Source organism: Breoghania corrubedonensis (assembly GCF_003053845.1).
GTDB lineage: Bacteria > Pseudomonadota > Alphaproteobacteria > Rhizobiales > Stappiaceae > Breoghania > Breoghania corrubedonensis.
The window spans coordinates 713,480-733,486 of sequence record NZ_QAYG01000001.1; the positions used below are offsets into that span (position 1 = coordinate 713,480).

Annotated in this window: 18 protein-coding genes; 8 read left to right on the forward strand and 10 right to left on the reverse strand. The window is 64.0% G+C overall.

Features of this window, described 5'->3' with window-relative positions; all coding sequences use genetic code 11:
• Position 1: 1 nt before the first annotated feature.
• Both C8N35_RS03125 and C8N35_RS03130 read right to left on the reverse strand, forming a co-directional pair.
• Positions 2–2,188 (reverse strand): cytochrome P450, encoded by a 2,187-nt coding sequence (locus C8N35_RS03125; RefSeq protein ID WP_107988139.1) that lies wholly within the window; start codon positions 2,186–2,188, stop codon positions 2–4.
• Positions 2,189–2,191: 3 nt separating this feature from the next.
• Entirely contained in the window at positions 2,192–3,826 is a 1,635-nt protein-coding gene (locus C8N35_RS03130; protein ID WP_107988140.1) for an AMP-binding protein, read from the reverse strand.
• 499 nt (positions 3,827–4,325) lie between these two features.
• Between C8N35_RS03130 and C8N35_RS03135 the strand changes: the two genes are divergently transcribed.
• From C8N35_RS03135 to C8N35_RS03150, 4 genes are all read left to right on the forward strand, one after another.
• Complete coding sequence (locus C8N35_RS03135; RefSeq protein WP_428977097.1) at positions 4,326–5,597, forward strand: ABC transporter substrate-binding protein; 1,272 nt, start codon at positions 4,326–4,328, stop codon at positions 5,595–5,597.
• 85 nt (positions 5,598–5,682) lie between these two features.
• Positions 5,683–6,555 (forward strand): carbohydrate ABC transporter permease, encoded by an 873-nt coding sequence (locus C8N35_RS03140; RefSeq protein ID WP_107988141.1) that lies wholly within the window; start codon positions 5,683–5,685, stop codon positions 6,553–6,555.
• Positions 6,552–7,445: a carbohydrate ABC transporter permease gene (locus C8N35_RS03145; RefSeq protein ID WP_107988142.1), complete on the forward strand. Its 894-nt coding sequence runs from the start codon at positions 6,552–6,554 to the stop codon at positions 7,443–7,445. The genes C8N35_RS03140 and C8N35_RS03145 overlap by 4 nt, the downstream gene beginning before the upstream one ends.
• 7 nt (positions 7,446–7,452) lie before the next feature.
• Entirely contained in the window at positions 7,453–8,559 is a 1,107-nt protein-coding gene (locus C8N35_RS03150; protein WP_107988143.1) for an ABC transporter ATP-binding protein, read from the forward strand.
• Between the two features lie 157 nt (positions 8,560–8,716).
• Here the strand turns inward: C8N35_RS03150 and C8N35_RS03155 are convergent, their stop codons facing one another.
• From C8N35_RS03155 to C8N35_RS03180, 6 genes are all read right to left on the reverse strand, one after another.
• Positions 8,717–8,968: a BQ00720 family protein gene (locus C8N35_RS03155; RefSeq protein WP_107988144.1), complete on the reverse strand. Its 252-nt coding sequence runs from the start codon at positions 8,966–8,968 to the stop codon at positions 8,717–8,719.
• Positions 8,969–9,077: 109 nt separating this feature from the next.
• Positions 9,078–9,506: an Hsp20 family protein gene (locus C8N35_RS03160; protein WP_107988145.1), complete on the reverse strand. Its 429-nt coding sequence runs from the start codon at positions 9,504–9,506 to the stop codon at positions 9,078–9,080.
• A gap of 214 nt (positions 9,507–9,720) precedes the next feature.
• Positions 9,721–10,482 (reverse strand): FecR family protein, encoded by a 762-nt coding sequence (locus C8N35_RS03165; protein WP_170122006.1) that lies wholly within the window; start codon positions 10,480–10,482, stop codon positions 9,721–9,723.
• A 300-nt stretch (positions 10,483–10,782) separates the two neighbouring features.
• Entirely contained in the window at positions 10,783–11,988 is a 1,206-nt protein-coding gene (gene pcaF, locus C8N35_RS03170; RefSeq protein ID WP_107988147.1) for a 3-oxoadipyl-CoA thiolase, read from the reverse strand.
• 62 nt (positions 11,989–12,050) lie between these two features.
• Positions 12,051–12,824 carry a CoA-transferase subunit beta gene (locus C8N35_RS03175; RefSeq protein WP_107988148.1) on the reverse strand — a complete coding sequence of 258 codons (774 nt, stop codon included), beginning with the start codon at positions 12,822–12,824 and terminating at the stop codon, positions 12,051–12,053.
• 8 nt (positions 12,825–12,832) lie between these two features.
• On the reverse strand, positions 12,833–13,681 hold the full coding sequence (locus C8N35_RS03180) for a CoA transferase subunit A (protein WP_107989045.1): 849 nt from the start codon (positions 13,679–13,681) through the stop codon (positions 12,833–12,835).
• 349 nt (positions 13,682–14,030) lie between these two features.
• On the opposite strand from C8N35_RS03180, the gene C8N35_RS03185 reads away from it, so the two are divergent.
• Positions 14,031–14,888, forward strand: coding sequence for an IclR family transcriptional regulator domain-containing protein (locus C8N35_RS03185; protein WP_107988149.1), 858 nt, complete (start codon positions 14,031–14,033; stop codon positions 14,886–14,888).
• 279 nt (positions 14,889–15,167) lie between these two features.
• Positions 15,168–15,821: a TetR/AcrR family transcriptional regulator gene (locus tag C8N35_RS03190; RefSeq protein WP_170122008.1), complete on the forward strand. Its 654-nt coding sequence runs from the start codon at positions 15,168–15,170 to the stop codon at positions 15,819–15,821.
• On the opposite strand, the gene C8N35_RS03195 is transcribed toward C8N35_RS03190, so the two are convergent.
• Together C8N35_RS03195 and C8N35_RS03200 are read right to left on the reverse strand one after the other, a co-directional pair.
• Positions 15,766–16,548: a cobalt-precorrin-6A reductase gene (locus C8N35_RS03195; protein WP_107988151.1), complete on the reverse strand. Its 783-nt coding sequence runs from the start codon at positions 16,546–16,548 to the stop codon at positions 15,766–15,768. The genes C8N35_RS03190 and C8N35_RS03195 overlap by 56 nt on opposite strands.
• Positions 16,541–17,698, reverse strand: a complete 1,158-nt coding sequence (locus tag C8N35_RS03200; protein ID WP_428977084.1) for a cobalt-precorrin-5B (C(1))-methyltransferase — start codon at positions 17,696–17,698, stop codon at positions 16,541–16,543. Before C8N35_RS03200 ends, C8N35_RS03195 begins: the two co-directional genes overlap by 8 nt.
• A 50-nt stretch (positions 17,699–17,748) precedes the next feature.
• Between C8N35_RS03200 and cobA the strand changes: the two genes are divergently transcribed.
• Complete coding sequence (gene cobA, locus C8N35_RS03205) at positions 17,749–18,627, forward strand: uroporphyrinogen-III C-methyltransferase (protein ID WP_107988152.1); 879 nt, start codon at positions 17,749–17,751, stop codon at positions 18,625–18,627.
• Entirely contained in the window at positions 18,624–19,925 is a 1,302-nt protein-coding gene (locus C8N35_RS03210) for a cobyrinic acid a,c-diamide synthase CobB (protein ID WP_107988153.1), read from the forward strand. Before cobA ends, C8N35_RS03210 begins: the two co-directional genes overlap by 4 nt.
• The last annotated feature ends 82 nt before the right edge of the window (positions 19,926–20,007 follow it).

Genomic DNA, 20,007 nt, shown 5'->3' on the forward strand with positions numbered 1-20,007 from the left:
TTCAGGAAAGAAGACAGGGAAGGCGATCGAGCGCGACCGTCTGGGACATCTCTAGATAACGATGTCGCTGCGGGTCCAGTCGAATATCGGGATGACGGGAAAAAAGCGCCGGAACGGCGGTGCGCAGGATCTGCCGCGACATGGCAGCGCCCAGGCAGCGGTGAAGGCCGTGGCCGAAGGCAAGATGACCGACTGGTTCATGCCGGTTGATGGAAAGAAGCTGCAAACGCGCGGTCGTTCCCGCCTCAACCATTTCTTCGCCCAGTCTTACCGGCTTGCGGGCCACCCGGTAGATGTATTTTGGCGCCGCGCACAGGGCGATCAACCCGTCCAGGCGTTTCTCGAACGTGCCCTTGTCGCGTGCGAAGACCCGCTCTTCGGGCGGCAGCAGCAAGATGTGATAGAGCACGTTGGCAAGCGTGTGGCGCACATTGAAGCTCGCCCCGTAGAGAACGAGTGCCAACGCCTTGATCTCATCCGCGCCAAAGCCCTCCGGTCTGTCCGCCACAAGAGCATGGAGCAGCGGCACCGGTCCCTCTCCGCTCTGTTGCGAACCCGCATCCGGCAACACCATGAGATCGAGAAGCGCGGCCATCACGTCCTGGATCCGCAGCAATTCGCGCATTGGCAGCCAGGGATGCAGCACATCCTGTATCTTCGGTGCAAGCGCATCGAAACGCGCCTCATCGCGAACCTTGATGCCCAGCACCGGCTTGACCGACGCCGTGAACAACGGTTCGGTGAAATCGGCGACGAGATCGACCTTCGCCTGCCCGTCGAGGCGCCCGCTCACCTCACCGGCAACGGCTTCCCAGTGCGGGTGCCATGCGGAAATCCGGTTACCGCCGAGATTGTCCATGACCATCCGGCGCAATGTCTCGTGCCGGGCGCCAGCAAGAAAAAACGGAGCATTGCGCGCCACCTCGATGGCGGTCGCCAGATCGCGGCCGGACTTTTCCTGCAAGACTTCCAGATGCTCCGCCATTGGCGGCGGCATCCAGTTCACGTCGTCATTGACGATCGCGCGGGCATCCGCCTTGCAGCGGATTTCCACCATCCGGGCATTGATGCGTTCATTGACCGGCGCCAGCACGCAGGGAAGCGTCGTCGGGCATTGCAGGATCGATGTCAGGTGCGGGCGGATGCGATCACGGTGGAGGGCAAGACCGGGAAAGGCGTTGGCAAGGCGCGGAAGAACCTCGCCGATGAAGGCACGGCCCAGCGGTTCGCCGACGCATTTGTGAACGCCCGCGCCAAACGACATGTGGGCGGTCCTCTCGCCCGTCCGTTCGCGCAGCGCCGCATTGGCGCCGACCATGTCGAGAATGATCGTCTGGCCGGCCGCGAACGGACAGCCGCGCACTTGCGTATCCTCCTCCGCCACACGACCGAGCGTCAGTGTCGGCAGATAAAGGGAGACGACGAGTTCTGTCGTGTGATCGGCCCTCGACAGATCGCCGATCTCGTCCCATGCCTCGCGCGGGCGCAGCAACAGCCCGTGCAGGGCGAACGACATCGTCTGAACGATCGTGTAGGCGGCGATCGCGGCGGAGATGGCGATGTTGACATCCGCTCCCAGCGGATCGAGCGGGGCGTCGCCGGGCGCCAGGAAAGCCAGCAACGACCCTTCGGGACGGGGAGAACGCACGAGGCGGGCCGCAAGCTCTCCCATTGCCGTATCGATGCGCTTCAGCTCCGACAAGGGCAACAGCGGCTCGGTGGCGTTGTTGGCGCAACCGATCAACCGGACCAGTTCGCTCCTGTCGACATGACTGTCATCTTGACTGTCGCTGGCGTCGAACCCCACAAATTCGGAGATCACCTCGCCGAAGACGGGCTCGACGAAATCACGCACGAGATCCGGATCATCCGCCGCCGCAAGCACCGGAAAGCCGCGCTCGGCCGCGGCGCGGATCCGCGGCCGCCAGCGATCGACAGCGGCAAGCGAGAAGAACGAGGCGACACGGCGGCGCAGGGCCCTGTGTTCCTTGCCCGACAAAAAGATGAAGCTGTGCTCGATCATCGCCCGGAATTGCGGCAACGTCGTTCCGCGCGCCTCCAACTGGTCGAGATAGGGCGCGTAATCGCCCGGCGTCATGACGGCGGAACGCAATATCTCGCGGATCAGATCCGGATCAGCGACCCTCTGTTCGCGGTTCTTCCATTTGCTTTTTTCGATTGCGACCACTGTTCAATGCCTCTGCCGGGGCTCGCCTTGGAGTCCCCCGTTGCGATAGTCAATTGCCACCTGCCGGCGCTGTATCTTGCCGCTGGTGGTTCGCGGCAGACGGCCGCGGGGGAGAATGCGGATCTCGTCGAAGGCCAGGCCCCATTCGCCGAGCGCGAGCGCGCGGATCGCCGCCTTGATCTCCTCGACATCCTCCGGCATCGCCCCGCCTTCGGCGGTTTCCACGATGAGGACGGCACTGGCGGAAACCAGATCGTCGACCATGAAGGCGGCAGCCGCCAGCGGGTTGAGCGCGAAATGGGGACGACAGGTCACCCATTCGACCTCGGCAGCCGACATCTTCCGGCCGTGACTGATCAGGATGTCCTTCGTCCGCCCGACGATGAAAAGCCGGTCTGCCTCGATTCGTCCCAGATCGCCGGTGCGCAGGAATTCTCCCTCTTCCGCATCGAGCCTCGCATGAAACGCGTGCGCGGTCTCCTGCGGCAGATCGAGATAGCCGCGCCCCTTTGACGCCCCTTTCAGCCAGATCTCGCCCATGAGGCCAGGGGTGGCTTCTTGCCCCGTCTCCGGATCGACGATCCGCACTCCGTCGCGAAGTTCCTCGTTCAGGCGGCAGGCATGGGAGGCCGCCGTATTTTCGTCCACCGTCGCGGCATCATCCGGAAGTCCTGCCGCAAACAAGGTCATTTCCGCCATGCCATAACACGCGAAAAGGGCCTCGCGACGCAATCCTGCCGGCGCAAGATGCCCCGCCACTGCCTCCAGCAACCCGTTTGGGACGGGCTCGGCGCCGCAAAATCCCCGTTCCCAAGCAGACAGATCGAGGCCAGCGAGATCTTCCCGTTTGACGCGCTTGACGAGGTCGGAGAAGGCGAAAGCGGGCCCGCCACTGAACGTCGCCCGCCAGTCGGATATGGCTTGCAACCATGAGCGGGGGCTGCGCACGAAATCGTAGGGGCTCATCTGGATGGACAGGCCGCCGCACAACAGCGGGTAGAGGATGCCGCCCATGAGTCCCATGTCGTGGAAATGCGGCATCCAGTTCACGAAGCGGCACCGCTCGTCCATCTGCCACGATCTCATCACCAGAGCGCAATTGGCCAGGATGTTGTCGGCGCCGATCAGCACGCCCTTGGGGTCTTTCGTCGATCCCGAGGTGTACTGGATGATCGCGGCAGGCGGGCGGGATCGCACGGACTGTCCGGGCGCGACCAGTTTTTGCGACGGATCCTCACCGAGCACGACGATCGGCACGTCGATATCGGCGAGCGCCGCCCGGATCGCGGGCTCCTGTGTCGGCGTGCACAGAACGGCGTCGGCGCCGCAATCGCGCACGATATGTGTCAGCCTGTCGGAGGCGCTGCCGCGCCGGGGCGGGGAAACGGGGACTGCCGTGATGCCCGCAAGCAGACAACCGAACAGGGTCGTGAGAAAAACCGGCCCCGGCGGCAATGCCAGCACCAGAACGCGCGCGCCCGCGGCGCCAAGCTGCCCGGCGCGCTCCTGCGCGGCCCGCGCCAATGCGCCACCCGTGAACCGATGCTCCAATCGCCCCCGGCTGAGCGTACACAGGATCTCGCTGTCGCTGCGCTCCCGACAGGCCTGTAGAAATCGATGCGCGAGGTCGTCAGACACGAGAACGAAGCCTCCCTCTCGCGGCGGTTATCCGGGCGATGGCAAAAATCTGACCTGTTGCGGTTTTCCTGGTCATTTCGCGGTTTCCTGCCCTTCCGGTCGGCTCCGGTGCACGCGAGGCATATCGGGAAACGTCATGCCGAGGCTTGCCATCGCGGACGATGCCGGAGCCATCTCGATAATTGGCCGGTACCGACAAGGCAATGCCCGAAGTCGCCTCAGCTCAATTGGGACCATTCCGCGGCCGCGCGGCTTCGATGCGCATATCGGCGAGGGACCGCCTTGATCTTTGATGTGACGCTGGTGCGGGCGGGTGGCGTCGACCGGGTTCAGTCGATATACTTGATCGACTTTCAACCAAGTGCATTACATTGCAATTTCACGTTATCGTCGGAACAAGCGCTCAATTTGTCGCTGACAAATGCCGTTGTGACCCTGATCGGAAAAAAACGATACTGCGTCGTGCCCGCCATGGGCCCGCGGACAGGGACCTTAAAAACTGAGGAACGTCCTTATGATGACATTCAAGAATATCCTTGCTGCGACTGTCGTCGCGGCATTCGCCTTGCCGGGTATCGCGAAAGCGGACGGAACCGTGGAAGTTCTGCACTGGTGGACCTCCGGTGGCGAGGCGAAGGCCGTCGGCGAACTGAAGAAGGCGTTCGAGGCGGACGGCGGCAAGTGGGTCGATTCTCCGATCGCCGGCGGTGGCGGCGATGCGGCGATGACCGCGCTTCGCGCCCGCGTGGTTTCCGGCAACCCGCCCACCGCCGTTCAGCTCAAGGGCCCCGGCATCCAGGAATGGGCGGCCCAGGGTGCGCTCAACGACGTGCAGGGCGTGGCGGACAAGGAGCACTGGGACGACGTGCTGCCGCCGGTGCTCGCCAACATCATGAAATATGACGGCAAATATGTCGCCGCCCCCGTCAACATCCATCGCGTCGACTGGTTCTGGGCCAACCCGCAGGTGCTCGCCAAGGTCGGCGTCACCGAGATGCCGACGACATGGGATGAATTCAACACCATTGCCGACAAGCTGAAGGCGGCCGGCATCACGCCGCTCGCGCATGGCGGCCAGCCGTGGCAGGACGCGACGCTGTTCGAGGATGTCGTGCTCGGCGTCGGCGGCGCCGATTTTTTCCGGAAGGCGCTGGTGGAACTGGATCAGGACGCACTGACCAGCGACACGATGATCAAGTCGTTCGATCAGCTGCGCAAGCTGCGCGGCTATGTCGACGACAACTTCTCCGGTCGCGACTGGAACCTCGCCACCGCCATGGTGATGCGCGGCGACGCCGGCTTCCAGATCATGGGCGACTGGGCCAAGGGCGAATTCCTGGCCGCCGGCAAGGTGCCGGGCAAGGACTTCGTCTGCGCGGCGACGCCGGGCAAGGGCTTCGTGCTCAATTCCGACAGCTTCACCTTCTTCAAGGTGTCGGGCGCCGACAAGATCGAGGGCCAGAAGGTGCTGGCGAGCCTGATCATGTCGCCGAGCTTCCAGGAAACCTTCAACCTCGCGAAGGGCTCGATTCCGGCACGCACCGACGTGTCGCTCGACAAGTTCGACGATTGCGCGAAGAAATCCCGCGAAGACCTGCTGACGGCGATCAAGAACGATACGCTCGTGCCGTCCATGGCGCACGAGATGGCCGTCTCGCGCTCCGTGCGCGGCGAATTCCTCGATCTCGTGACGACGTTCTTCAACTCGGACATGAGTTCGCAGGATGCGGTGAAGGATCTCGCCGCCGCGATCCAGCGCGCGCAGCAGTAACGCGGACGCAGGTGACAGGCCGGGCACATTGTCCCGGCCCGTCACCTGTGGTGGCACGTTTTCCCTCTGAATCAAGAAGGTCGCAATGGGACGCCTGCTGGAGCGCTGGCTGCCGAAACTGGTGGTCTCGCCGCTATTCGCGGTCAGTCTGTTCTTCGTCTACGGTTTCATCGCCTGGACGGTCTATATCTCGTTCACACGTTCCGGCATTCTTCCCAATTACGACTTTGCCGGTCTGATCCAGTACGTGCGGCTGTGGCATACGCCGCGCTGGTACGTCGCGCTCACCAACCTGTTCGTCTTCTCGATCCTGTTCATCGGCGTCTGCACCGCGCTGGGAATGTTCCTGGCCATCCTGCTGGACCAGCGCGTCCGCGCGGAAGGCGCGATCCGCACGATCTTCCTCTACCCGATGGCGCTGTCCTTCATCGTCACGGGCACGGCCTGGAAATGGATCCTCAATCCGGGCCTCGGACTGGAAAAGGTGGTACACGATCTCGGCTTCACCGACTTCCGCTTCGACTGGCTGGTCAATCCGCATATGGCCATCTACACGGTCGTGATCGCAGGCGTGTGGCAATCGTCCGGTTATGCGATGGCGTTGTTTCTCGCCGGGTTGCGGTCCGTGGACGACGACATCCTGAAGGCGGCGGCGATCGACGGGGCGGGGCCGTGGCGCACCTATACCCGCATCATCCTGCCGAACCTCCGGCCTGTGTTCCTCTCGGTCTTCATCATCCTCGCCCATCTGTCGATCAAGAGCTTCGACCTGGTCATCGCGCTCACCAACGGCGGCCCGGGCTATGCGACCGACATGCCCGCGACCTTCATGTATTCCTTCGCCTTCCAGCGTTCCGAACTCGGCACGGCGGCGGCAAGCGCGGTGATGATGCTCGCGACCATCCTCGCGATCATCGTGCCCTACCTCTATTCAGAACTGAGGGAGACGAACCGATGAGCGCCGCGAACTCCTCCGGCATCGTGCGCGCGTCCGGTGCGGGTCAGCGTTTCCTGCGCTACCTGCTCTATGCGCTGCTGGTGCTGTTCTGCCTCTACTATCTCGTTCCGCTCTACGTCATGCTGACGACATCGTTGAAGACGGTGGGCGAGATCCGCACCGGATCGCTGATGGCGCTGCCGGACGCGCCCACCCTGGGGGCGTGGTCCAAGGCCTGGGATACGGCCTGCGTCGGCGTGCGCTGCGACGGACTGAAACCCTATTTCTGGAATTCAGTGGTCATGGTGGTGCCGGCCGTCCTGCTGTCGACCCTCCTCGGCGCCCTCAACGGCTATGCGCTGACCAAGTGGCGCTTTCGCGGCGCCAACATCATCTTCGCGCTGATGCTGTTCGGCGCCTTCATCCCGTTCCAGGTGGTGTTGCTGCCGATGGCCCGCACCCTCGGCCTGCTCGGCCTTGCCGGCTCAGTCTTCGGGCTGATCCTGGTGCACACGGTCTACGGGCTCGCCTTCTCCACCCTCTTTTTCCGCAACTTCTTCGTCGGCGTGTCAGACAGCATCGTCAACGCGGCGAAGATCGACGGGGCGGGTTTCTTCCGGATCTTCTTCGCGATCATGATGCCGATGGCGCTGCCGGCCATCGTCGTCACCATCATCTGGCAGTTCACCCAGATCTGGAACGACTTCCTGTTCGGCGTCGCCTTCACCATCGGCGACAGCAACCCGCTCACCGTGGCGCTCAACAACCTCGTCAACACCTCCACCGGCGTGAAGGAGTACAACGTCGACATGGCCGCCGCGATCATCGCCGCGCTGCCGACGCTGCTCGTCTACATCATTGCCGGCAAGTATTTCGTCCGCGGTCTGGCCGCCGGCGCTGTGAAAGAATAGGCACATCATGGCCAGCATCAGCCTTAACAACGTCTTCAAGCGCTTCGGCAGCACGGAAGTCCTCAAGGGCATCGATCTGGAGATCGAGGACGGCGAGTTCATCGTGCTCGTCGGCCCGTCGGGCTGCGGAAAGTCCACGCTTTTGAACCTGATTTCGGGGCTCGAGACGATCTCCGAGGGAGAGGTGCTGATCGGCGACAAGCGCGTCAACAACGTGCCGCCCAAGGACCGCGACATCGCTCTCGTCTTCCAGTCCTACGCGCTCTATCCCACCAAGAACGTGCGCGACAACATCACCTTCGGCATGCAAACCCGCAAGGTGCCGGAGAGTGAGCAGCAGGCCGCCCTTTCCGAAGTTTCGGAAATGCTGCACATCGACCATTTGCTGGAGCGCAAGCCCGGCCAGCTTTCCGGCGGCCAGCGCCAACGCGTGGCCATGGGACGGGCACTGGTGCGCAAGCCGGAGGTTTTTCTCTTCGATGAGCCGCTGTCCAATCTCGACGCCAAGCTCAGGATCGAGATGCGCACCGAGATCAAGAAACTGCACCAGCGGCTCGGCAAGACCATCGTCTACGTCACCCACGACCAGATCGAGGCGATGACGCTTGCCTCGCGCATCGCGGTGATGGACAATGGCCATATCCGCCAGTTTGCCGATCCGACAACGGTCTACGAGGATCCCGTCGATCTGTTCGTCGCCAGCTTCATGGGGTCTCCGCCGATGAACATGCTGCCAGGCAAAATTTTGCGCGATGGCGGGCTTTTCATCGAACCGGCCGGTGATACGAGCGGACTGCGCTTTCCCGTTCCAGGCGAGATCGCCAGCCGGTTCACCGCCAATGAAGGGCACGAGGTGGTCCTTGGCCTGCGTCCGGAAACGATCTTCGCCGCCGGCGCCGAACTTGCCGGCCCGGACCGTTTCGTCTTCGAGCGACCGATCGACGTGATCGAGCCGACCGGGCCGGACACGATGCTGGTTTTCACGATCGGCGAGACGGAAATGATCGCCCGCGTCCGACCACAGGACGAGGCCCCCGTGGGAACATCTTTCCGTTTCGAGGTCGAGATGGCCAAGGCGAAACTGTTCGACCGCGCAACCGGCGTTCGGCTATAGAGCACTTGTCCTTCAAGCGGACTCGTTTGGTCGACAAGAAACCGCTTCCTCAACGCGCCCCGTGACGCGATCTCTGCTTCAAAACAGAAAAGCGGCGCCGTCTCCGGCGCCGCTTCACAAGATACCGTCTCTTCACCGGCCCGGCGTTTTCGCGGGATCAGTGAACGCTGACAGGCGTCAACTCGTTCTCGACCGCGTTGGCGAGGATCGCGTCGCGGCTGTCGGAGAGCATGATCGGCGAGCCGTCGGCCGCCAGAAGCGCCCACAGCTTGAGTCCTTCCGCCATTTGCGGCGCGCTGGGGAAGAGGTCGTTGATGTCTTCCGAACGCAGCTGGCGGATATAGGCGATGTGACCGTCACCCAGATGGGCGAAGGCCTCTTCGTGCATGTTCTTCAGGTTCTCGGTCATAGACGATCGCTCCTGGGTTACACGGGCCGGTTCGGGTTTACGCCCCTGACCTTGCGTGCGGCTCGCTTTCGCCTTGCCGGGCACGCGCGATCAGGATGGCCGGGTCTGCTCAATCGTGCGCCGAAATCGAGATCCGACGCACGGTCCGTTCAGGTTCCGGACGGACCAGATCAATCGAAAGCAGACCGTCCTTCAGGTCGGCACCCAAAATGACGATGCCTTCCGCCAGCACGAAGGTTCGCTGGAACTGTCTGGCCGCGATGCCGCGGTGCAGGTACTGGCGGTTGTTGTCCTCGGTCTGTCGACCGCGGATGACGAGCTGGTTTTCCTCGACCGTCACATCGAGCTGATCGCTGGTGAAGCCGGCCACGGCAAGCGTGATCCGCAGGATCTCGCCCTGCTCGTCGCCGCGCGGTACACGCTCGATATTGTACGGAGGGTATCCATCGTTGGCGGCCTTCGAGACCCGATCCAACACCCGTTCGATATCGTCGAAACCGAGCAGCAAAGGGCTCGAAAACGCCGAAAGACGCGACATCGTCAAAGTCCTTTTCCCAAGCGACCTTGGCCTTAGCGATCTTGCTAAACCCGGACCCGAATTCGGCATCCGGTCGGACCATCGCGGTCCGCTTCGGGAATGAATATGGGCAGGATGCGGGCACGGTTCAAGAATGGACGTTGCCTTGTCGGCACATCATGGTGGAGAAATCGTGTGAAAGCGGCCACGCCATGCGCGCCGCACCACTGACAAATCAGTCCTTGCCCGCGGTTCCTCCCCCATTGCCACCATTGCCGTTGCCAAGACCGCCCCCGCCGCCATCGCTGCGTCCGCGCGCGCGGTCAACCGGCTGCGCGGCCGGGCTTACACCGCAGGTCGACGCCGCACGATAATCGGGCCACAACCGCGCCTGCCCGGCCAACAACGGAAAGTCCGCTGCCAGAGCCGCCGCGTCGCGTTGCATGATGTCGGAGACGTCCCCCTCGACCAAGACACTCGTGCAGGGTTCTGTAACGAGTTGACAGGCCCCGCCACGACGGCAAACCTCGGCACTGCCGTGCAACAGCAGGAAGGCGGTACGGCCGGCGGCATGCGTGACATCGACCACGGTTCCCCGAATGCCGACGATCGCCACGGGCGTCGTGATCGAGACATCATCGCGACCGGGCCGTGTCCCGGCACCGAGAAAGCGCAGGGCGCCCTTTGTCATGTTGAGCCGAACCCGGGCCGCACCGCCGCGGAAAACGAACTCGTCGAGCACCACTTCGCTCCCCTCGCCCACGACGAGACGGGAGCCATCGATAAAGTGAAACTGCCCGCTGGAGGCGGCACGCGCGCGGATGCTTTCCTTGAAATGAACATCGCTGCCGCGCGACAACACCCGGGTGGGGCCGGAACTGGTCGTTCCCGTCACGGATCCGGAGATCGCGAAGGCATCGCCAATCGTCTCGGCGGCCCAAGCCAGACCGGCCGAGAACGTCAGAAGATAGCAACCGAGGACAATAGCGCGGATCACGATGCGTCTTCCCTTCAAGCAGCAGGATTTCAGGAAGCGGACCTTCAAGAAGCAGACAAAGCCGCTGAGCCTGGCTCTTGCGCCGCGTGCCGATCCCGCTTTGCGTCCGCAAAGGCGGATGCGAGTGGCATTCATCGTTTCAGAATGACCGGTGCTGTGACGTGCCTTATATCACGCAACGTCAATTTTTCCGAACCTTTGCCACCGGCCTCCTCCCCCAAAATGATGCGCGCCCGAACGCAAGAAAGCCGCGGCCAGAGCCGCGGCTTTCAACATTGATGAGGAATTCGGCGGACCTAGCTAGACGGCTTCCACCGCGCAGGCGATGCCCTGGCCGACGCCGATGCACATCGTGACGAGCGCCCGTTTTGCCCCGCGCTCCTTCAATTCCAGCGCGGCGGTGCCGGTAATGCGCGCACCCGACATGCCCAGCGGATGGCCGAGCGCGATGGCGCCACCATTCGGGTTGACGAACTCCGCGTCTTCCGCGACACCCAGATCACGCAACACCGCGATGCCTTGCGAGGCGAAGGCCTCGTTCAGCTCGATGACGTCGAAATCCGTGATCGACAGGCCGAGACGCGCCATCAGCTTTTTGGAGGCCGGCGCCGGGCCGAACCCCATGATGCGCGGCGCAACGCCGGCCGCCGCACCGCCGAGAATGCGGGCGATCGGAGTCAGGCCATATTTCTTCACAGCCGCTTCCGAGGCGATGATCAGCCCGGCGGCGCCGTCATTGACGCCGGAAGCATTGCCCGCCGTGACCGAGCCGTTCTCGCGAAAAGGCGTCGGCAGCTTGGCAAGCTTTTCGACCGTGGTGCCCGGGCGCGGGTGCTCGTCCTTGTCGACGACGATCGCATTGCCCTTGCGCTGCGGGATCGTGACGGGAACGATTTCCTTCGCCAGCCGGCCGTTTTCCTGCGCGGCGACGGCCTTGTTCTGCGAGCGCACGGCAAAGGCGTCCTGGTCGGCGCGCGAGATTGCGAAATCCGCGGCGACGTTCTCGCCCGTCTCCGGCATGGATTCGATGCCGTACTGCTTCTTCATCACCGGATTGACGAAACGCCAGCCGATGGTGGTGTCGTAGATCTCGGCATTGCGCGAGAAGGCGCTGGTGGCCTTGGGCATGACGAAGGGCGCGCGGGACATGGATTCCACGCCGCCGGAAATGACGAGATCAGCCTCGCCGGCCTTGATCATGCGGGCCGCCGCCAGCGTCGCGTCCATGCCCGAGCCGCACAGGCGGTTGATCGTCGTGCCCGGCACCGTCTCCGGCAGACCGGCGAGCAGCACCGCCATGCGGGCGACGTTTCGGTTGTCCTCGCCGGCCTGGTTGGCGCAGCCGTAGATGACGTCGTCGATCGCCGCGAAGTCGATCGACGGATTGCGCTCCACCAGCGCCCTCAGCGGCGCGGCGGCGAGATCGTCGGCACGCACCGCACTCAGCGCCCCGCCGAAACGGCCGATCGGGGTGCGGATATAATCGACGATATAGGCTTCACTCATGATTCTGACTTTCCTCTCACGACCGATCCTCTTCGGCCAAACTCTCTCGAACAGCCCGCGCCTCAGGCCTGCTCGCCGTGCGCGGCGGCAGTGCGGGCGTTGAGGGCGCGCAGCGCCTCAAGCTCGTGTGCGCTTGGCGGCAAGGTCTCTTCCACCTTGTCGGCGAACTGCACATCCCAGCCTGTCGCCTCGATTATCTCCTCGCGGGTGGCGCCGGGATGAATGGAGACGACCTGGAATTCCTTCGTTTCCGGCTCCGGCCGCATGATGCACAGATCCGTGACGATCATGTTCGGCCCCTTGGTGGTGACGCCGAGCTTTTCGCGCGAATTGTGCCCCTCGCCGTGGCCGAGCGAGGTGCGGAAGGAGAGCTTGTCCACAAAGCTGCGCTTGCCCTGCTTCATGACGACGAAGATCTGGCCGCAGGAAGTGGCGATCTCCGGTGCGCCGCCGCCACCGGGCAGGCGGACCTTGGGGTTGTCGTAGTCTCCGATGACGGTGGAATTGATGTTGCCGTACCTGTCGATCTCCGCACCGCCAAGAAACCCGACGGTGATACGCCCGCCCTGCAGCCAGTAGCGGAACATCTCCGGCACGGCAACGGTCGTCAGCGCGGTCTCGCACAGCTCGCCATCGCCGATGGAGAGCGGCAGCACTTCGGGCCGGGTGCCGATGGTGCCGGATTCATAAATCAGCGTGATGTCGGGCGCATGGGTGAGGCGGGCGAGGTTGCAGGCGGCCGACGGCATGCCGATGCCGACGAAGCAGACGTCATCATTCGCAAGCGCGCGTGCGGCGGCGATCGTCATCATCTCGGTGGAAGTGTAATCCATCATCGCGTCCCTCACGCCCTCTCGCCAGCGTAAGCCGCGAAAGCCTCCGGGCCCTTTTCCATGACATTCTCCTGCATCCAGGCCTTGAAGGCGTCGCGGTCGCGCGCGATCGGGTCCCATGCCTTGTAGAAGGCGTTGTCGCGCGGATAACGGCCCTGAACATAGGAGGGATGGGCGCCGCCGGGGACCTCGACGACGGCGGAAACCGTCCAGGAGGGCAGGACGCAGGAATTGGGCGAGGGAGGCGCCAGATCGTCGACGATCTCCTCCACCGTGACGATCGAACGCTCGGCCGCCAGCACCGCCTCCTTCTGCACACCCACGATGCCTTCGATCAGCACGTTGCCCTGCCGGTCGGCCCGATTGGCGTGGATGATCGCGACATCCGGGCGGATGGACGGAACGGCCGCCAGTTTCTCGCCCGTGAAGGGACAGGTGACCGACTTGATGTTCTCATTGACCTTGGCGAGATCCGCGCCACGGTAGCCCCTGAAGATCGCGCAGGGCAGCCCGGCCGCGCCCGCCTCGTAGGCGTTCGCCATGGCCGCGTGACTGTGCTCCTCCAGCGCGAGCGGCTTCGGCCACTGCTTTTCAACCGCATCGCGCAGCCGGTGCAGCGAGCCGACGCCGGGATTGCCGCCCCAGGAGAAGACCAGCTTGTCGACACAGCCCATGCCGATGAGCTGGTCGTAGAGAATGTCCGGCGTCATGCGGATGATGGTCAGGCCCTTGCGCTGCTGACGGATCACCTCGTGACCGGCGGCATAGGGAATGAGGTGGGTGAAGCCTTCCATCGCCACCTTGTCGCCATCGCGCACCAACTCCGCGACAGCCTCCTTCAATGTCATGATACGAGCCATCATACCCGTCCGTCTCTCCCTGGGTCACGCCTTCGCAACGCGGGCCGGGGCGGCAACACACATCCTCTTGTCGCCACCCGCGCCTCCCGACACGAAACCCGGCTTGCCGCCTGACGCATCGGCAAACCCGGTTTACAAAACATCGCAACCAAATCAAGGGGCTTCATCCCGCTCCCCCGCTTGAGACGCCAGACCTCCGCTTCGAGGCTCGGCGCAGGCGGATCGAGAGAGTTGCAAATGTTCGAAATGCGAACTAATATTCGCATAGCGATACGTTTTGCGTCCGAACGCCGCCCCTGTCAAGACCGACAGCGGTGACAGAGCGAAAGCGACAAGAACGGGTGAAGAGATGACGCAGTTGATTGCCACCCCACAAACGCAGCCCGAAGGCGACGGCGCAGACCAGCCTGGCGGAGAGGAAGAAACCCCTCGCGGTCGCGAGTTCGTCAGTTCGCTGGAACGCGGCCTGAAAGTGATGCAGGCCCTGGGCGATGCCCCGGAAGGGCTGACGCTGACCGATGTCGCCGGGCGTATCGGCCTCACCCGCGCGACAGCCCGGCGTTTCCTGCTGACGCTGGTCGAACTCGGGTACGTGCGCCAGGAGCGACGGCTCTTCCTCCTCACACCGAAAGTGCTGTCGCTGGGCGTGACCTATCTGTCCAACCGACCGATCTGGCAGACGGCGGAACCGGTCATGCGGGAGTTGTCGCGGCGCGTGAACGAATCCTGTTCCGCCGCCGTGCTGGACGGCACCGAGGTCGTCTACGTGGCGCGCGTTGCCGGCAAGCGCATCATGTCCGTCAACATCACGATCGGTACGAGATTGCCGGCATTGGTTACCTCGATGGGCCGCGTTCTGCTGTCCAACCTGTCGCCAACCGCACTGCATGCGTTTCTCGCCAAGGCTGAAATCGAACGCTTCACGCAATACACAGTCACCGACCGCGACGCTCTGGCCGCCGAGATCAACAAGGTCCGCACGCGCGGCTATGCGATTGTCGATCAGGAACTGGAAGTTGGTCTGAGATCAATAGCGGTTCCGCTACGTGATCGCGCAGGCCGTGCCTTTGCCGGCCTCAACATTTCCACGCAGACGGCCCGTGTCTCCAGCGAGACCCTTGTGACCGATTTCCTGCCGCTGATGCGCGAAGCCGCCCGGCGCATCGGGGACTTCTACGGAACCCAGCCGCAAGCTTCATTGTCATAAATTTCAATGCCGGCAAACTACCGTTGCGAATACCCTTCCGTTTCGTAGGAAGAAAGTCGGCATTGACCCCAAGCTGTGCGGTATGACATTGCGAAAACATATGGTATAAATGTCGGATTAGTCTGAAGGACCCGTGGTTCAAGAGGTCTAGCGCGAAGACTAGTTTCTTTCGCAGTGCACGTGAGAAGAAGCACGAAGGACGCGCATCTCCGCGCACCCAACGGAAGGGCCCAGATGGTCACGTCACAACGTCAAGCCGCATCGACGCGGGACAGATTGGTGTTTTCGGCTTGCAAGATTTTTGCTTCGAAAGGCTATCGCGATACGACAGTCGCCGATATCTGTGAAGCAGCCCAGGCCAACATCGCTTCGGTCAACTATCATTTCGGAAACAAGGAAAGCCTTTATCGGCAGGTTTTCCAGCGCCAGATCGATCTTTACGAGCCGCCGCATTTGCCGCCCGTCGCCAATTGCGAGGACGGTGTGAAGGTTCTCAAATCCTTCATCGTGGATCGTCTGGAATGGCTGGTGCAGGATGACCCGCTGGAACGGCTGATCCGCGCGGAACTGGTTCAGCCCACCGGGCTGGTGGACGATCTGCGTGTCGCCGGACTGGAAAAGTCACAAACCCATTTCATCGAAGCCGTACGCATGGCCAGCGGCGACGCGCTGCCCGAGGCGACGGTTCGCCTCTGCGTGACCAGTATCCTCAGTCAGTGCAGGGCGCTCATGGCACTCAGCCAGCTCGGGTTTTACGCGACATCCGCGCCGCGCCCGACCGACGCCGAAATCGAGACCTTCGCAAATCACGTCACGGTGTTCTCGGTCGCCGGTATCAAAGCGCTGACAGAGCGTCAGCAGAACCCCGGTGCGGGTTTCACGCAGACGCAATCCACGTCTCAATCCAGCGAACCGCTTGCGCAACACTCGTAACGCGGTGCCCGCCGCAAGACGGCGGGCGATCCACCATGAAAACGGGCAATGCGAGCGTGCGCGCCGCGTCGATCTTGGCGCGGCCGGACAAGCCTCCGCTGTTCTTCGCCACCACATGAGTGATGGCATGGTGGCGCAGGAGCGCGATCTCCCCACCCTCGTGCGCACACGGGCGACCCAGCACGATCTCGCCGCCGGGCACCCTGGCACCGGCCGCCGGAGGATCGATCATCCGCATCACGAAGCGCACATCGCCCCTTTCGGCAAAGGTGGCGATCTCCTTGCGGCCAATACCGAGAAAGACACGCGCGCCTGACGGCAGCAAAGCCGCGGCCTGCGCCAACGTCGCTACCGATCGCCAGTCGTCGCCGGGCCGCGCCTGCCATGCCGGCCTTTCCAGCCGCAGGTAATCGATCTTCGCCGCCATGCAGGCATCAACGGCGTTCGCCGTGATGCGCGCCGCGAAGGGATGGGTCGCATCGACCACGACGTCGATGTCCGCCTCACGAAGGAAACCGACAAGCCCCTCCTTGCCGCCAAAGCCGCCGATGCGGGTTTCCACGCCAAGCGCAGAGGGCTTCGCCGTGGCGCCCGCGAGCGAGGCGATCACGCGCATCCGCCGTTCCGCCATCGCCTGAACCGCGGCCAGCCGATCGGCCAGTTCGCGGGCTTCCGCCGTCCCGGCAAGAAGCAGAATGGAGACGGGTCCGTTGTGCGCGCTACTCATCGGCCCGACCAATGATCACGCCGTCGCGATCGACCACGACGACATCCACCAGAACCGGGGCTTCGCGAAGCGTCGCCCGCACCGTCTGCAACGCCCGGGCCGCGACCTCGCATCCGAGCGGGACGCCCTCGCGCGCGGCCGTGTCGAAAACCTGCTTGGCGGTATTGGCCGCGCGCGTGGACGCGACGAGCCCGCCAGGAGCGCCTGCTTCCTCCAGCACACGGGCAAGCCAGTCAAAATCGACGCTGCCGCGTCTTGAATGAAGATCCAGCAGGCCTTGCGCCAGCTTCACCATCTTACCGGGCCCGCCGCCGATGGTCAGCCGGTCGACCGGATGCTGGCGCAGGTACTTGATAACGCCGCCCGCGAAGTCGCCCATGTCGAGCATGGCGATCTCGGGCAGACCGTACAGCGCGCGCACCGCGTCTTGCGATGTGGAACCGGTACACCCCGCGAGATGGCGGGCGCTGGCGGCACGCGCAACATCGACACCGCGATGGATGGATGCGATCCAGGCGGCACAGGAGAACGGCCGCACGATACCCGTCGTTCCCAGAACAGAAAGCCCGCCCATGATGCCAAGCCGGGGATTTGCCGTCTTCAACGCAAGCGCGGCGCCGTCGGCGATTGAAATCTCGATCTCCACGTCCCCGCCCGCGCCAGCCTCTGTGGCAATCTCCGCAACAACCTGGCGCATCATGCGTCGCGGAACGGGATTGATCGCCGGTTCGCCCACACCGATCGGAAGGCCGGGAAGCGTCACCTCGCCAACGCCCTTGCCTGCCTTAAAGCGGATGCCGGAACCGGCCGGCAGGGCTGTCACGCGCACGGATACCAGCGCTCCGTGGGTTACATCGGGATCATCCCCCGCATCCTTGACGATGGCGGCCTCGCACCAGTCCTCGCCGCGATCCTCGCGCGCGAGCGCAAAGCGCGGCCGCTCGCCCTTCGGGAGGACGATTTCCACCGGATCGGGAAAGGCGCCGGCGACAAGCGCCTGATAGGCGGCCTTGGTCGCGGCGGTGGCGCACGCTCCCGTCGTCCATCCCCGCCGAAGCGGGCGGCCATCGTTTTTGATCGGCAGTTCGGTCATGTCGGCGGAGTATAGAAGCGGCGCGCGCGCAAGACGAGCGCGTGTTTGACGCTTCAACGACCGGTCCGCCATCTTGCGCCGCAGCACCAAACCGCTAAAACCGGATCATGGTTCATTCTTTCAATCCGAACAGCGAACCGGAGGGCGCGGACTTCCTTCCGCGCTTCGAACCCGGCTGGGTCTGGCTGGCGGGAGCCGGCCCGGGAGACCCCGGTCTCGTCACGCTGCACACGCTCAGCGGCCTCAAGCAGGCCGATGTGGTCGTCTACGACGCGCTCGTCGACAAGCGCATCCTCGCCTGGATGCGGCCTGGCGCGGAGGCCGACTATGCGGGCAAGCGCGGCGGCAAGCCATCCCCCAAGCAACGCGACATTTCCCTCAAGCTGATCGAGATGGCGCGCGCGGGCAAGCGCGTCCTGCGGCTCAAGGGCGGCGATCCCTTCGTGTTCGGGCGCGGCGGGGAGGAAGCGCTGGCGCTTGTCGAGGCAGGCATACCGTTCCGGGTGATCCCGGGCATCACGGCGGGCATCGGCGGACTGGCCTATGCGGGCATTCCGCTCACCCATCGCGACGTCAATCAGGCGGTCACCCTGCTGACCGGGCACGACCAGAGCGGACTGACGCCAGACGCCTTCGACTGGCACGCCATCGCCAGGGGCGCCCCGGTCATCGTCATGTACATGGCAATGAAGCATCTGGCGGCGATCTGCGGCAAGCTGATCGAAGGCGGCCGTTCTGCGAAAGAACCTGTCGGGATCGTCACCAGCGCCTCGCTCGAGGGACAACGGGTGCTGGAAACCACGCTCGAACGTGCAGCGGCCGATGCGGAACGGGCCGGGATGGAACCGCCGGCCGTCGTGTGTGTCGGCGAAGTCGTGCGCTTACGCGCCGGGCTCGACTGGCTCGGCGCGCTGGCAGGCCGCGAACTCGTCTGCGATCCGCTCGGAAAGCGCCATTGCGACGATGGAAAGTCTGAAACGGGATGAGGCGCGCGCCGGGTCTTGTGCTTGCCGCGCCGCATTCGGGGTCTGGCAAGACACTCGTCACGCTCGCCCTGCTCAGAGCGTATGCGCGAAGCGGCCAGCGCATGACTTCCGCCAAGGTCGGCCCCGATTATATCGATCCGAAATTCCACGAGGCGGCGGCAGGCGGTACCTGCCCCAATCTCGATCCCTGGGCCATGCGTGAGCCGCTTCTGCGCGCGCTCGCACAAGAGCAGTGCGCGGATGCGGACCTGCTGCTGATCGAAGGCGTGATGGGGCTCTATGACGGCGCGGCCGATGGAACCGGTTCGACCGCTGATCTCGCCGCGTTGCTGGGCCTGCCGGTGGTGCTGATCATCGATGCTGCGAAACAGGCGCAATCGGTCGCGGCCCTGGTGCGCGGCTTTCGCGACCACGGACCGGCGCGCGTGGCGGGTGTGATCCTCAACCGCGTGGGCAGCGGTCGTCATGCTGCAATGCTGCGTGAAAGCCTCGACGCGATCGCGATGCCCGTGCTCGGTGCCGTGCCACGCGCGCCCGATCTCACCCTTCCCGCTCGCCATCTCGGCCTCGTCCAGGCCGGCGAACATGCCGATCTCGATGCGTTTCTGGAGCGCGCGGCCGACCTCGTCTCGCGCTCGGTCGATCTCGACGCCGTTGCCGGGCTTGCCGAACCGCTGGCCGTTTCACCGGACGACGCCCGGACCTTGCGGCTTGCACCGCTCGGCCAGCGCATCGCTATCGCGCGCGACGAGGCCTTTGCCTTCGCCTACCCGCATCTTCTGGAAGGGTGGCGGGAGCAGGGCGCGGAGCTTTCCTTCTTCTCGCCCCTTGCCAATGAAGCGCCGCAGCCCGGGGCGGATGCGATCTACCTGCCGGGCGGCTATCCCGAGCTTCACGCAGGGCAGCTGTCGCAGAACGCCGGTTTTCTAGCCGGGCTGGACATGGCAGCCAAACGGCGGGCACTCGTCTACGGCGAGTGCGGTGGCTACATGGTCCTCGGCGAGGCTCTCACCAACGCAGACGGAACTGTCCACCGCATGGCGGGACTGCTGCCGTTGGAGACAAGCTTTCAGGCGCCGCGATTGCATCTGGGCTATCGCAGGCTGACGCCGTGTGCCGACCGACCCTGGACGGGCGAACTCACCGCGCACGAGTTCCACTATGCCGGCACAGTGCGCTCGGGCGACGCCCCCGCGCTCTTCGAGGCCAGTGATGCTCAGGGAACGAAACGCGACCCCATGGGTTTGGTGAGGGACACGGTCATGGGATCCTTCGCCCACGTGATCGACCGCCTCTGATCCGCGCACGCCTGCCCGTTCCCCTCACACCCCACCACCATCCTCGCACAACCGACGAGCCGCAGAATGATGAATCAAACGT